Raw genomic sequence first — 12041 nt, forward strand, 5'->3', positions numbered from 1 at the left:
TATTTCAGGATTTTACAAAGCATGTCGTGCCAACGCAGACGCTGGCACGCTGGAAACCCTCAGGGCCTGGAAGGATTGATCCGCTCGGCCAACGCATAGGCCCGTTTGGTTGCATCACGATTGGCGATGCTGTCGAACCAGCGCTTGAGGTGCGGGAAGTCGTCCAGATCCTGCTGCTGATAAGTGTGCGGCACGATCCACGGGTAGATCGCCATGTCCGCAATGCTGTAGTCGCTGCCTGCGACGAAGTCGCGATCCGCCAGGCGTTTGTTCAGCACGCCATAGAGGCGGGCGGTTTCGTTGACGTAGCGCTCGATGGCGTAGGGGATTTTCTCCTTGGCGAAACGATTGAAATGATGATTCTGCCCGGCCATTGGCCCCAGTCCGCCCATCTGCCAGAACAGCCATTGCGACACTTCCTGACGGCCACGCAGGTCGGTCGGTATGAAGCGGCCCGTCTTTTCGGCCAGATACAGCAGGATCGCACCCGATTCGAACAGGCTCAGGGGCGGGCCGTCGTCCGCCGGGTGGTGATCGACGATTGCCGGAATGCGATTGTTAGGGGCGATTTTCAGAAAGTCGGGCTCGAACTGTTCGTTCTTGCCGATGTTGACCGGAAACACTTTGTACGCCAGGCCCGACTCTTCCAGAAACAGGCTGATTTTGTGACCGTTGGGCGTGGTCCAGTAGTACAGGTCGATCATTGAGCGCTCCTTGTGGGTGATCGTAGCCCTCTGTTTTACGCTTTTCGCAACGCATCGCACAAATAAAAACGGCCTGCGAGGCAGGCCGTTGGCAGAAAACCCGGCGTGTCAGGCGCCGTGGCATTTCTTGAATTTCTTCTCGCTGCCGCATGGGCAAGGGTCGTTGCGACCCACGTCTTTCAACGTGTTGCGCACCGGTTCCTGATGAGCGTGGCCGCAGTTGGGGCCATGAACGTGGCCGTGCTGGTGGTCGTGATGATCATGATCGTGATCGTGGTTGCAATCAGGGCCATGAACATGGGCTTGCTGGTTCATCGGGGTTACTCCGCAATTAAATCGACGCGCATTATCCCGCAAATGGTCGCGAAGCTGTATCGAAGTGTTTTTGCTGGAAATTCAGCCGTTTTTTAAGCATGCTTACATCGTTGCGGCGTCAGGCGCTCGCTTCTATTTCCTCACACGCTGTAAGGCAGGACGTATGAACAGACACGAACGCATTGCTCGGGCCATCGCGTTGAGTGGCAGAAAGAAGGGTGAGATCGCCGCTGCGTGCGGTGTCGCCAATTCTGCCGTCACTCAGTGGGTCAGTGGTGAGAGCAAGAGCCTGCGCCCGGAAAATCTCTACGCGCTGGCCAGAGCCACGGGCTTTCGTGCTGAATGGCTGGCGATTGGCGAAGGACCGGAACGTGATTCGCCTGATGAGGCCAACGTCGCACTGATTGATCAACCCAGAATGTCTTTCCGCTACCCGGTGATCAGTTGGGTCTCGGCAGGCTCGTGGGAAGAGGCGGTCGAGCCCTACCCTGAAGGGTTTTCAGATCGCTACGAAATTTCGGATTACGACTCCAAGGGACCGGCGTTCTGGCTGGAGGTCAAAGGCGATTCGATGACGGCCCCCACCGGCGTCAGCGTGCCTGAAGGCATGATGATTCTGGTGGACACCGAAGCCGATGTTCAGCCGGGCAAACTGGTGATTGCCAAGCTGCCGGCCAGCAACGAGGCAACGTTCAAGAAGCTGGTGGAGGATGGCGGCGTCCGCTATCTCAAACCCTTGAACCCGGCGTACCGAATGATCGAGTGTGGTGCCGACTGTCGCATCATTGGCGTGGCGGTCCGGATGACCGGCAGGCTCTGAGTCGGATCCGGCAAGGCTGCGGACGTTCTGCGTTCAACACTGAGTCGATACTTTTCCTACTTGTACCTTGCCGACATCCTACAGCTGGAATACTGTATATAAATACAGTTATGCCAAGGAGGTTGTCATGGCTAGCGATCTGTATTCCACGGCCAGCGTTGCGTCTTCCTACCAACAGATTGGAAGACGCATCCAGCGCATGGTCGCAGCGCCCAATGTGCAAAAGGTCCAGTTCGTCACCGTCACTCGTCTTGACGGCGAGCCTTCCGATATCTGGGACACTGTGCTTCAGGAAATCGAAGACACCGAAGGCATCCAGGTCGATCGCCTTGAGGACGGCTCGGTGTGCATAGGCTGGAAGCGGTATATCGACAGTTGATTCCCACTGTGAAGCCGAGCGTGGGCAGGATCCTTATAAGCCGATCTTTCCCGCGCCTAGCCTGTTAATGCCGCTCCACATGCTCTGCGTGCGCTCCAGAGTGCGCGTACATTTTTCCACACAGCTCTGGCTTTAATCGGTTTGAATTCAGCATGCTTGACTTAATATTTAAGCATGCTTAAATATTGTTTCAATACTGAAACTCGACGCGGTGTGAATTTCATCATTTTTGATACGGAGTCAGGCTCATGGAGCTCTTGAACGGCTTGGTAGACAGAGGCGACTGGTTGCTGGCCGGGGTGGTCGGCGCAATCATTTCTGGTTGGTGGCACCAGGCGAGCCTGCTGGACTGGCGCGCCTGGACGGTATTTCTGATCACAGGGGTGGCATGCGCCGTGTTTCTGACCGGTATCGCCAGTAATTACCTGGGTGTTCACGAGCCGCGCAACATCGCCGGAGTCGGTTTTCTGCTGGGCTCGTTTGGCGGCGCACTGATCGCGGCCATCAATCGCGCCTTGTGGTCGGCAGATATCTGGAAGTTTCTGATGGATTTGATCAAGGGCAGACTGGGCGGTTAGGCGGTACTGTCTCAACGTCTATGGATCAGTTCCTCGGGCGCCACGTCGCCCGAGCGGCCTATCCGGATGCTGTTTCTGAACACCAGGCCCGTCTTGAGTTTGCCCTCAAGCCGATAATGAATGGCCTCATCGGGCCTCTTCAACAATTGGGCGATGTACTTTGCGTGCCGCCACAGATTGGTGCGGATCGGCACCACAAAGGTCCGGGTGCTGTGGGCATCGACGAAAAACCAGTCGTTGGACCGGTCGTCGGCCAGCACCATGTCGTTAAGGGTGATCTTGTACTGGAAGGCGCGTACCAGAATCCGCGAATCGTTGGGGTTGTCGATCTCGAAGTGCAGCTTGAAGTCCTGTTGCGTCAGCCTGGCCTTGACGACCTGAACCTTCAGCAAATGCACTTCCGGGTCCTGGAAACTGTCAAAACTCCAAAGGGAGCATCCCGAGAGCCCCAGCATGATCAGCGCAAGGCTCAAGGTTCTTGTAATGTGCGCCTGAAAAAACATGTGGTTGCTCCGAATGAGGCTTGAGTTTAGCAACTCGCGGGCCAAGGGTAACCCGCTTGTCCCGTTCTCCGACGCTGCGTCATACTTTGTCCACGTGCAACCGGGTGTCTCTCATGAGTCAATACGAAATCGTCTTCGACGGCCAATTGGTTGTCGGAGCCCAGCCTGAGAGGGTCAAGGCCAACCTGGGAAAGCTGTTCCAGGCAGACGCTGCGCGTCTGGACCTGCTGTTCTCGGGACGACGGTTGGTGCTCAAAAACGGACTTGATGCGACCACCGCGGAAAAGTATCGAGCAACGCTCGAGCGGGCAGGTGCGCACGTTGAAGTCGTACCGATGGCCGTAATCGACTCACCGCCCGATGAAATGGAAGTGGAGGAGGTCGAACTGGCCAGGCCGCCTGACGAGCCGACCTGGCTGCGCAAGACCCAGGTCAGCCCCGGTCGTCTGCAGGTCAAGCCACGTGATCTGTATATGGCCGCGTTCGTGGATGTCGACGCACCGGACTATTCCCTGGCCGAAGCAGGCAGCGACATCCTGCCTCCACAACCCCAACCTGTGCCGCCGCTGCTGGACCTTTCCCGGCTGAGTGTTGCGCCGGTGGGCACCAACATTGGGCAAGTCAGGAGCGCTGATAATGAAAAGGCGCCCGATACCTCCCACCTGAAGCTGGTGTAACCCGATACCGGGTCTTTCAACGCGCAGGCACAGCAGATTTCCTGAAACGGAATTATTTTCAATCAGCTCTGTCACTTTCCGGTTTTCGCTCGGCTAACAGGCATTGAGAATATTCCCGTCAGGAGTTGCCCGATGTCCCGTTCGCTAGACACCCTTTTGCGCCCCAGCATGTTGGCGGTGGCCATTGCCCTTTGCGCGCCGCTGGCCAGCCCCTTGCTGATGGCCGCGCAACAGGCTGCCGAGGTCATGCCGTACGACCTGCCTGCGGCCCCGCTGACGACCACGCTGAACCGGATCGCCAGCCAGAGCGGCCTGGTGCTGAGCCTTGATCCGGCGCTGGCGGCGGGGAAATCCAGCGCGCCGGTCAAAGGGCAATTCGACGCAGCGGGTGCCTTGCGCGAAGCACTGCGCGGCAGTGGGCTGCAATTGGTGCAGAGCAGCGCCGGAACCTACACCCTGATGGCGATGGAAGAGGGCACGCTTAGCCTCTCGGACGTGAACATCAACGCGAGCGCCACGGCTGCCGAGGGTTCGGAAGCAGCGGGCTATCGCAGCGAAAACGTCAGCAGCGTCGGCGCGCTGGGCGGCATGAGACTGCAGGATGCGCCTTACTCGATCAGCGTGACCCCGCAGGCCCTGCTGAAGAACATTCAGGCGACATCGCTGGATGACGTTATCAAGCACAACCCCTTCACCCAGATGTATTCCCCCACCAGCGCCGGATATGCCAGCGCCGTCAATATTCGCGGTTTCAGCAACGCGGGCAGCCTGAACATCGCCAACGACGGCCTGCGCTTCACCAACGGCGCAGACGGCAGCAACTACCTGGAAGAAATGGAGCAACTGGAAGTCATCACCGGTTTGACCGGCTTCCTCTACGGTCCTGCTTCACCGGGCGGTCTGGTCAACTACGTGATCAAGCGTCCGACCTACCAGCGCTATAACAGCGTGACGATGGGCAATGCCGGTGGCGAGAACTACTACCTGCACGGCGACTTCGGCGGTCCGATCGACAGCGAAGGGACCTTCGCCTATCGCCTCAACGTGTTGACCCAGGATGGTGAAACGGCTGTCGACCTGAACAAGCGTCGCCGCGAGATGATCTCCCTGGCGCTGGACTGGAACGTCTCCGATGACCTGCTGGTGCAGTTCGATGCGTCGCACAAGAAAACCCAGATTCGTGGCCTGACCAGCTACTGGTTCTTTGGTGATCAGTCGCTGCGTCCGAGCGCCGCGTCACTGGACAACGACAAACTGTACAGCCAGAAGTGGTCGTTCTCGGACTTCGAGTCGGACAAGGCGGGTGTGCGCGCCAAATGGCGCCTGAACGACACCTTCACCCTGCGCGCGGCGTTCGCTGCTCAGCAGTACACCAGTGAAAATACCTATACAGGTCCGACGGTTTACAGCGCAGGCTCCTACTCGCAGCCGCTTTACGCCTTTGCGCCTATTGAAACCGAAGAGAAAACCGGGTCGTTTTTCCTCGACGCGGCGTTCGAAACGGGCTTTCTCGGGCACAAGGTCACGATGGGCTATCAGGGCAACACGTCTCGTCAGAAACAGTACGAAGACCACATTCCCTACACCCCGAGCCAGCCCGGTCCGCAGTACACCTCGCCTGTCGGCACGATTGGCTTCGACCAGACCCCGCAGGTCGGCAAGCCTGCGTATTCCATTGGCCATGGCAATCAGCGCCTGGCCAACAGCTCGGAAAGCAATAATTTCCTGATCGGCGACGTGATCACGTTCAACGAGCAGTGGTCGGCGATCCTGGGTGTCACAAACACCCAGATCAAGACCTACGCCAACGAGTTCGTCTACGCCAGGGCCTTTGGTTCGGCGGAAACCGAAACCCGGTACAACGAAAGCAAGACGTCGCCGAACATCTCGCTGGTCTATAAGCCTGTGCCATGGCTGACCACCTACGCGACGTACATCGAAGGGCTGCAATCAGGCGGTATCGCACCGAGCGGCACCACCAACGCGGGTCAGGCCTTCGCGCCGGAAGTCAGCGAGCAGTACGAGATTGGCGCCAAGGCAACGCTGGGAGAAACGCTGTTCACCCTGGCGCTGTTCAACATCGAGAAGCCCAATGGCTACACCACCGCCTCGAACATCTACGTCGTCGATGGTCGTCAGGAGAACAATGGCCTGGAGTTCAGCGTGACCGGCAAGGTCATCCCGGAACTGACGCTGGTCGGTGGCTTCACGCTGCTGGACCCGAAGATCAAGAAGACCGGCGTTGCGGCAGATGAAGGCAACGCGCCGACCAACGTCGCCAAGCAACTGGCCAAGGTCTACGCCGAATACGACATCAATCAGGTGCCGGGTCTGGCGATGACGGGTGGCGCGTTCTACACCGGCAAACAGTACACCGACCAGAGCAACGATAACGACCTGCCATCCTTCACCACCTTCGACGCGGGTGCCCGCTACCGCATGCGCGTTTCAGAGAACGACCTGACCTTGCGGGTCAACGTCAGCAATTTGGCCAACAAGGAATACTGGCTGAACAGCAGCTACCTGGGCGACCCACGGACCGTGGCGTTCTCGGCGCAGCTGGAGTTTTGATGGGGCTCGGGTGAGCCTGTGTCCTGGGAGGTCTGCGATCAGGACGGTGTGTGCAAGCCCGTTTCCACGCACCGGGCTCATCGTTGTATGCACGTCTGGAAGATGCGCAAAAAGTGGCCAAAGCTAAAGTGTCTGACTGAATGCATATTGGTTGCAGCAAGACTTGTGTTTAGCGATGAGCGCGTCGCGTGTGGATGCAGGCTGTGACACACAGGTCCAGAAAAGGCGCAAAAAGGGGTCAAAGCTAAAGCGTCTGACTGAATGCGCAGCCTGTGGGAGGCGGCTTGCCGGCGATTGCGTCCGTTCAGTCACTTATGTATCGCTTCAGAAAAAGCATCGCCGGCAAGCCGCCTCCCACAAGATCGCACTTCCTTTAGTAAATATCGTTTTGGCCCCGTCTCGTGCTTCTGTCGGGCTCAACTAACCGACATACGCCGAACAGCATTTCTTGAATTTCTGCTCGCTGCCGCAAGGACACGCATCATTGCGTCCGGCCTTGAGGGTTACGGTGGAGTCGATGAAGTACCAATGGCCCTGATTCTGCACGAACGAGGAGCGCTCCTTGTGGCTGTGCTCGCCATTGCCGTCATGCCAGCGTGCAGTGAAGGTCACGAAAGCGTGCTCGGGTTTGCCGCCGAACACCTCGGCGCTTTCCACTTCAAGCCCCAGCCACGTGCTTTGTGCACTCCATTGAGCAATGGCTTCCCGGTCCAGCCCGTCCTGCTGCGCAGGCAGCGTGGTCTGCACCAGGTAATCGGTCAGCCCCAGTACATAGGCGCTGTAACGCGAGCGCATCAGTTTTTCTGCGCACGGCGCAGGCTGGCCCGCGTGGTAACGCCCGCAGCAGGCCAGCAACAGGTCGCCGCTGCCACAGGGGCAAATGGCACTACTCATGATTCACCACCAATACTTTCCAAAATTTTCCGGGTTGGCCCAGAACTTCGCGTTCAGCCAGTCAGGCACTTGCTTGTATTCGCGCAGGTCGTAGGTGAACAGCGTCAGAACCTGTTCGTCGCGTGTGAACCGTTCGCTGGCCTGCAAGGCCAGTGAGAAAAAGTCGGTTTCCTGCCAGCCGCAGGCATTCAGGTCGGCCAGTACGGCGATGCGGCTGGCGTTGAGATTGCGGATGCCGCCCAGCAGTTCCAGCCCGCTGCGCTTGGGCATGTGTTCAAGGCAATCGACGACCAATGCCAGGTCAAACCGCTGCGCCGCGAGGTGCGCAGGCAACAGGCCGGGCCCGGCTTGCGCCACTTCGGTCTGCGGATGCGCGTCCTGAAAGGCCTGCAAGGCAGGAAACGCCTGCGCCCCGATCAACAGCAGCCGTGCTGGTGCGTAGCGGTCGAGCAGGGCGGCCAGTGCTTGTTGGGGCGTGCGGGTGGAAAAACCGACAGTCATCGAAAGTCCTCTGAGTGACTGACAAGACTAGCCTGCCAGACGAGTGCTGAAAAGCGCGGTCCCGGTTGCGTGAAAAGCGCCAGGGGTGACAAATGTCCGGTGCCCTTGAGGCTGTTTCGAGCTATATCTACCGATGGTGCATGTTTTTTCACACACCGCTGGCATATTCGGTGGGCAGCACGTCTACTGTGCGGCGACGAAAAGCGTGCGAAGAATTCGCTTTCGTAAAAGGATCATGACCAGGGGGCATGCGATGAAGTGGGTTTGGGGATTGGGAAAGGTGCTGATGCTGGGTTTCTGGCTGGTGGTGCTGGTCAATGCGGTCGTTGAAGCACCGAGCCCGTTCGGCGTGATGATCGATATGGCGGGCAGCCTGTTGCTGCTGACTCATCTGCTTGAGTTGATTCTGTTCAACGCCAGCCTGCGCGGTCGCAAGCACCCTTGGCGTGACAGAGGCAAAATCGTTCTGTTCGGCATCTTTCATGTCCAATCCATCAGCCGTTCGGCTTCGGGGCACTCTCATGCGTAATCTCGTTTTACTGGCTGCTCTGTTCAGTCCGCTGGCCATGGCCCAGGCCATCATCGTTGCGCCACACTCCCTGATGCGCCTCCCCGGCAACAGCAGCGTTCTTCAGGTTGAGCGCCTGGAAGTGGCCGATTACGGGACCCTCCTGATTCCGGCTGGGATCGATGACGTCAAGATCGGCCAGTTGGTGCTCGGTCACGAAGCACGGATCGCCATTGTCCCCGGCGTGCAGACCTTCAAGCTGGTCGTGGATCGCGGCGAGTTCGGCACGGGCAGCCAGATCACGGCACGCGGCGCACCCGGCACGTTCGAAAAGCCTGCCTTGCCAGGCCGAAACCTCACCTTGCGCGTGAATAACCTGAACGCCGAGCAGCTGTCGATCGATGCACGCGGCGGTGCCGGTGGTCCTGGGTATGTCGGTCTTGATGGCGGCACGGGCGAAGAGCCTGGCTGCACCTGGGGTCAGGCCGGGCGTGGTTACAACGGTGACAATGGCGGCAATGGTCATGACGGCGCAGCCGGCGCGCAGGTTCGCCTCGAGTTGCCGTACAGCTTTGCGGCCGAGCGGATCAAGGTCAATGTCGAAGGGGGTGCGCCGGGCAAAGGCGGCGAGGGCGGCAAGGCGGGCAAGGGGGGCGCGTCCAAGGGCTGCATCGTCTATCGCGCCGATGGCGGCAAGTCAGGAAAGCCGGGTGAGCCCGGCCAGCCAGGTGTCGCAGGACCTGCCGGTGCGCTGATTCTGCAACGCTTGTAAACAGCGCGTGACAGACTGCGGGCTTGAACAGCCCGCAGTGCTGTCAGCATCCCGCGCTTATTGCGGCACGCCGTTTTCCCAGTTTTTCCAGTCCTTGATGATCGCCTGTACGAGAGGATTGCCGGTGCGGTACAGGTTTTCCAGCGCGGGCACGAATGCGCCCTGATCGGCGTACTTCAACAGATTGTCCACTTCGCTGTAGCCCGGATAAGGGCGGTCGAAGTCCGAGCCTGCACGGACCACGGCGAGGCGACTGACGTCAACCTTACCCGCCTTGCTCGCCCGCAGCAGCGCCTCGTACGTCGAGTTATCTTCCTGCTGGGTCGTGCAGTACACACCCTTGTTGTCCGTCAGCAGGCGCGTCCAGACTTCCGCTCGCTCGCTCAAACGCGTGCCCGAGAACCAGGTATTGCCTGCCAGCGTGTCGCACTGCGTGACCTGCGGCGGCTGGTTGGCGGGGGCGTAGGGGTATTTCACCCGCCACGCCGCAGATTCCTTGCTCTCGCTGAGCGCGACTTTCTGCGACAGCGCGAAGGCCTTGGCTTGCAGTTTCGGGTTGAGCTCGAAGACTTCGGTCTTGTAGTCCAGTGGCGGCTTTTCGTTCGGGCCTTTGGTATTGATGCCCAGATAGCCGGTCGGCCAGTCCTTGGGCACATCGCGTGAATCGATTTCCCATTGAGTACCGAACTCCACCAGATAGTGAGCCCAGGCCGTGGTGCCGAGCGTGCCGTGATGCGGGTTGATCCCCGCGATGCCGGCGACGATGAAATAGGTCTTGCGCAGGTCGAACTGCGGCGACAACGCCAGCGCCAGGGTGGAGGCCGCCGCATTGGTCTGGCCCATGCCCGTGACCATCAGGCAGGTGTCCTGATCGTTACAGCGGATGGTCGGGTATTCGGCGGCAAGGCCCGGCACCTCGATCTCTTTGGTCAGGTGCAGGCGGTCGATCCAGTTCTGCGCTTCGGGGGCGAACATGGCGATCAGCATGACCTTGGGCGTGACGGGTGCGGCGGAGGCCCAGATGCCGGGGCTGAGCAGTGCAAGCGAGGCGAAGAGGGTGTTACGAGTGAGGCTTTTCATGAGAACTCCTGTCGTCAAAATCATGGTCAGAACTGATAACCGACACCGGCGTAGTAACCCCAGCCGTCCGATCGGGCGCGGAAGTTGCCTTCGCCGAAATTCAGCTCACTGCCGTCCTGCCAGTTGCCGCCGTTGTGGAAATAACGACCGACCAGGGTGAAGCGCAGATGGGTGAAGGCGTACAGCAATACGTTGGTGGCCACCGTCGAGTTGGCGGTACGTGCCGGATCGTCCTTGAGGTCCGAGCCGAAATCGAAGTTGGTAAAGCCGATGTAGGTCAGCGATGCGCCGTTGTCGAATGTGGTGATCGGCACGATGTACTTGAGCTGGGCGCGATAGCCGTCCCACGAGTATTCATTGCTGGCGCCGTAGTTTTCCCACTGGTAGCGGCCATAGAAGTTGGCTGACAGATTGACCCGCGACCGGGTGTCGATGTCGGTGCCGATACCGCTGTACAGCGTGTTGGCGCGATTGGCCGAGTTGCTGCCGTGGTCGTAGATCCAGTCGAAGGCCACGTACCACTCCTTGAACGGCCCCACGGCCAGGCTGCGACCTGCCAGATAATCGATTGAAATGCGCGGCTCATGCTCCATAAACACGGGCGAGCCATGGTCCCAGACGCCCTTGTCGTTGCGGTTGCCGATGTCGAGGATCTTCGGCACGTCGATATAGCCGTACAGCTCGAACGGGCCTTTGCGGCCGAAGTACTCATATTCCAGGTACACGTCATCGACCGGTTGCGGGCCGAAGCTGATGTCCTTGCTGCCTATAAGTGTGAGGTCTTGATTGAACCAGTCCGACAGGTACGTGCCTTTGCCTTCCTTGGGTGAGGCGGGCGGGCTCAGGGTCTCACCCTGTGCGGAGTCTTCGGCGGGTCTGGTCTGCGCCTGCACGGCTGCGCAGGGCAGTAGGGCGGCGGCAAACACAAGAGGGATCAGATATCTGGGCGGGGCGATGAACGGCGTGGAGGACTGCATCGGTATTGAAACTCCTTTTAATGGCACGCACAGCGTGATCCGCAAACGATTGCACATGGCGTGCCAAAGGAATTCAAACTACTGAAAGTAAAGGATATTAATTAAATAAAGTGACCGATCGGGCAGGATTTTGCCCGTCTGCTGTGCGCGGTGACACGCCTGGTGCCCCGTGATGTTTCGTTTCGCACAGCAGACGTGTTCAGTCGATCAGAAGCCTGGGCGTGCGGCGGCGATCACCACCACGGCGAGCCCGATGATCAGGTTGACGCCAACCAGTCGTCGGATTCTACCCAGCGCTGCTGCGCCTTCGGCCCACTGTTCGGCGTCCACCGCACGGCGCAGTTCCGGCAGTTGCAATGAATGGATACGAAGAAACAGAGCGACCATGACCACGTACAGACCCATCATGATCTGGACGTAGCGCGGGGCGGTTTCGAAGCCGGTGAAGCTCAATTGAATCATGCCGATACCCGTGACCGGCAGCACGATCACTGCGGCCCAGACCCAGACGAAGAACCTCGGAAACACCTGGACCCACAGTTTCAAGCGAGACGGCCCTTCAAGTGCTGCAATGATTGCCGGACGCAACACCATCCAGGCGAAGAACATCCCGCCGACCCAGACCAGAGCAGCCAGCAGATGCAACGTATAAACAGGGGAAAATGCGCTCATCAGGTACTCCGTTCTGCGCGGATGGATTTAGCGCGCTATGATAGCGCCCACTCAGAACCACTGAAAATTTATCCAGCCTTTTTTGCCGTG

Annotated in this window: 15 protein-coding genes; 7 read left to right on the top strand and 8 right to left on the bottom strand. The window is 59.1% G+C overall.

The genetic code is table 11. From position 1 onward, the window contains the following. Positions 1 to 59 precede the first annotated feature (59 nt). The gene (locus BUB69_RS21185; RefSeq protein ID WP_073170167.1) at positions 60 to 704 is read right to left on the bottom strand and encodes a glutathione binding-like protein; all 645 of its coding nucleotides are present in this window, start codon (positions 702 to 704) and stop codon (positions 60 to 62) included. A gap of 108 nt (positions 705 to 812) precedes the next feature. After that, positions 813 to 1019 (bottom strand): SEC-C metal-binding domain-containing protein, encoded by a 207-nt coding sequence (locus tag BUB69_RS21190; RefSeq protein WP_032610343.1) that lies wholly within the window; start codon positions 1017 to 1019, stop codon positions 813 to 815. A 163-nt stretch (positions 1020 to 1182) separates the two neighbouring features. Between BUB69_RS21190 and BUB69_RS21195 the strand changes: the two genes are divergently transcribed. From BUB69_RS21195 to BUB69_RS21205, 3 genes are all read left to right on the top strand, one after another. After that, positions 1183 to 1839, top strand: coding sequence for a LexA family protein (locus tag BUB69_RS21195; protein ID WP_073170169.1), 657 nt, complete (start codon positions 1183 to 1185; stop codon positions 1837 to 1839). A gap of 127 nt (positions 1840 to 1966) precedes the next feature. Beyond that, positions 1967 to 2218, top strand: a complete 252-nt coding sequence (locus BUB69_RS21200) for a DUF1654 domain-containing protein (protein WP_024688262.1) — start codon at positions 1967 to 1969, stop codon at positions 2216 to 2218. 248 nt (positions 2219 to 2466) lie between these two features. Further along, positions 2467 to 2796, top strand: coding sequence for an MFS transporter (locus BUB69_RS21205; protein WP_073170170.1), 330 nt, complete (start codon positions 2467 to 2469; stop codon positions 2794 to 2796). A gap of 11 nt (positions 2797 to 2807) precedes the next feature. Here the strand turns inward: BUB69_RS21205 and BUB69_RS21210 are convergent, their stop codons facing one another. Further along, positions 2808 to 3299, bottom strand: coding sequence for an LEA/WHy family protein (locus BUB69_RS21210; RefSeq protein ID WP_024688260.1), 492 nt, complete (start codon positions 3297 to 3299; stop codon positions 2808 to 2810). A gap of 113 nt (positions 3300 to 3412) precedes the next feature. Here BUB69_RS21210 and BUB69_RS21215 point away from each other — a divergent pair, with 113 nt between their 5' ends. Next, entirely contained in the window at positions 3413 to 3976 is a 564-nt protein-coding gene (locus BUB69_RS21215; RefSeq protein WP_073170172.1) for a hypothetical protein, read from the top strand. A gap of 132 nt (positions 3977 to 4108) precedes the next feature. Next, positions 4109 to 6547: a TonB-dependent receptor gene (locus BUB69_RS21220; RefSeq protein ID WP_073170175.1), complete on the top strand. Its 2439-nt coding sequence runs from the start codon at positions 4109 to 4111 to the stop codon at positions 6545 to 6547. Positions 6548 to 6967: 420 nt separating this feature from the next. Here the strand turns inward: BUB69_RS21220 and BUB69_RS21225 are convergent, their stop codons facing one another. After that, on the bottom strand, positions 6968 to 7441 hold the full coding sequence (locus BUB69_RS21225; RefSeq protein ID WP_073170177.1) for a YchJ family protein: 474 nt from the start codon (positions 7439 to 7441) through the stop codon (positions 6968 to 6970). A gap of 3 nt (positions 7442 to 7444) precedes the next feature. After that, complete coding sequence (locus BUB69_RS21230) at positions 7445 to 7942, bottom strand: DUF6231 family protein (protein ID WP_073170179.1); 498 nt, start codon at positions 7940 to 7942, stop codon at positions 7445 to 7447. Positions 7943 to 8195: 253 nt separating this feature from the next. Between BUB69_RS21230 and BUB69_RS21235 the strand changes: the two genes are divergently transcribed. Both BUB69_RS21235 and BUB69_RS21240 read left to right on the top strand, forming a co-directional pair. After that, positions 8196 to 8471, top strand: coding sequence for a DUF1145 domain-containing protein (locus tag BUB69_RS21235; RefSeq protein ID WP_073170181.1), 276 nt, complete (start codon positions 8196 to 8198; stop codon positions 8469 to 8471). Then, a complete protein-coding gene (locus BUB69_RS21240; RefSeq protein ID WP_073170183.1) occupies positions 8464 to 9222 on the top strand; it encodes a collagen-like triple helix repeat-containing protein in 759 nt (252 codons plus the stop codon). The genes BUB69_RS21235 and BUB69_RS21240 overlap by 8 nt, the downstream gene beginning before the upstream one ends. Before the next feature lie 57 nt (positions 9223 to 9279). On the opposite strand, the gene BUB69_RS21245 is transcribed toward BUB69_RS21240, so the two are convergent. The 3 genes from BUB69_RS21245 to BUB69_RS21255 form a co-directional block, all read right to left on the bottom strand. Further along, entirely contained in the window at positions 9280 to 10302 is a 1023-nt protein-coding gene (locus BUB69_RS21245; protein ID WP_073170185.1) for a purine-nucleoside phosphorylase, read from the bottom strand. Positions 10303 to 10328: 26 nt separating this feature from the next. Next, positions 10329 to 11279 carry a nucleoside-specific channel-forming protein Tsx gene (locus BUB69_RS21250; protein WP_073170187.1) on the bottom strand — a complete coding sequence of 317 codons (951 nt, stop codon included), beginning with the start codon at positions 11277 to 11279 and terminating at the stop codon, positions 10329 to 10331. Positions 11280 to 11486: 207 nt separating this feature from the next. Further along, positions 11487 to 11951, bottom strand: coding sequence for a CopD family protein (locus tag BUB69_RS21255; RefSeq protein WP_073170189.1), 465 nt, complete (start codon positions 11949 to 11951; stop codon positions 11487 to 11489). Between the last annotated feature and the right edge of the window lie 90 nt (positions 11952 to 12041).

This window comes from Pseudomonas asturiensis (assembly GCF_900143095.1).
GTDB lineage: Bacteria > Pseudomonadota > Gammaproteobacteria > Pseudomonadales > Pseudomonadaceae > Aquipseudomonas > Aquipseudomonas asturiensis.

Excerpts from the sequence above, each read along its gene's own strand:
- BUB69_RS21220 (WP_073170175.1), top strand. The coding sequence starts at position 4,109 with ATGTCCCGTTCGCTAGACACCCTTTTGCGCCCCAGCATGTTGGCGGTG.
- BUB69_RS21230 (WP_073170179.1), bottom strand. The coding sequence starts at position 7,942 with ATGACTGTCGGTTTTTCCACCCGCACGCCCCAACAAGCACTGGCCGCC.
- BUB69_RS21250 (WP_073170187.1), bottom strand. The coding sequence starts at position 11,279 with ATGCAGTCCTCCACGCCGTTCATCGCCCCGCCCAGATATCTGATCCCT.
- BUB69_RS21200 (WP_024688262.1), top strand. The coding sequence starts at position 1,967 with ATGGCTAGCGATCTGTATTCCACGGCCAGCGTTGCGTCTTCCTACCAA.
- BUB69_RS21240 (WP_073170183.1), top strand. The coding sequence starts at position 8,464 with ATGCGTAATCTCGTTTTACTGGCTGCTCTGTTCAGTCCGCTGGCCATG.
- BUB69_RS21205 (WP_073170170.1), top strand. The coding sequence starts at position 2,467 with ATGGAGCTCTTGAACGGCTTGGTAGACAGAGGCGACTGGTTGCTGGCC.
- BUB69_RS21255 (WP_073170189.1), bottom strand. The coding sequence starts at position 11,951 with ATGAGCGCATTTTCCCCTGTTTATACGTTGCATCTGCTGGCTGCTCTG.
- BUB69_RS21245 (WP_073170185.1), bottom strand. The coding sequence starts at position 10,302 with ATGAAAAGCCTCACTCGTAACACCCTCTTCGCCTCGCTTGCACTGCTC.
- BUB69_RS21215 (WP_073170172.1), top strand. The coding sequence starts at position 3,413 with ATGAGTCAATACGAAATCGTCTTCGACGGCCAATTGGTTGTCGGAGCC.
- BUB69_RS21225 (WP_073170177.1), bottom strand. The coding sequence starts at position 7,441 with ATGAGTAGTGCCATTTGCCCCTGTGGCAGCGGCGACCTGTTGCTGGCC.
- BUB69_RS21190 (WP_032610343.1), bottom strand. The coding sequence starts at position 1,019 with ATGAACCAGCAAGCCCATGTTCATGGCCCTGATTGCAACCACGATCAC.
- BUB69_RS21195 (WP_073170169.1), top strand. The coding sequence starts at position 1,183 with ATGAACAGACACGAACGCATTGCTCGGGCCATCGCGTTGAGTGGCAGA.
- BUB69_RS21185 (WP_073170167.1), bottom strand. The coding sequence starts at position 704 with ATGATCGACCTGTACTACTGGACCACGCCCAACGGTCACAAAATCAGC.
- BUB69_RS21235 (WP_073170181.1), top strand. The coding sequence starts at position 8,196 with ATGAAGTGGGTTTGGGGATTGGGAAAGGTGCTGATGCTGGGTTTCTGG.
- BUB69_RS21210 (WP_024688260.1), bottom strand. The coding sequence starts at position 3,299 with ATGTTTTTTCAGGCGCACATTACAAGAACCTTGAGCCTTGCGCTGATC.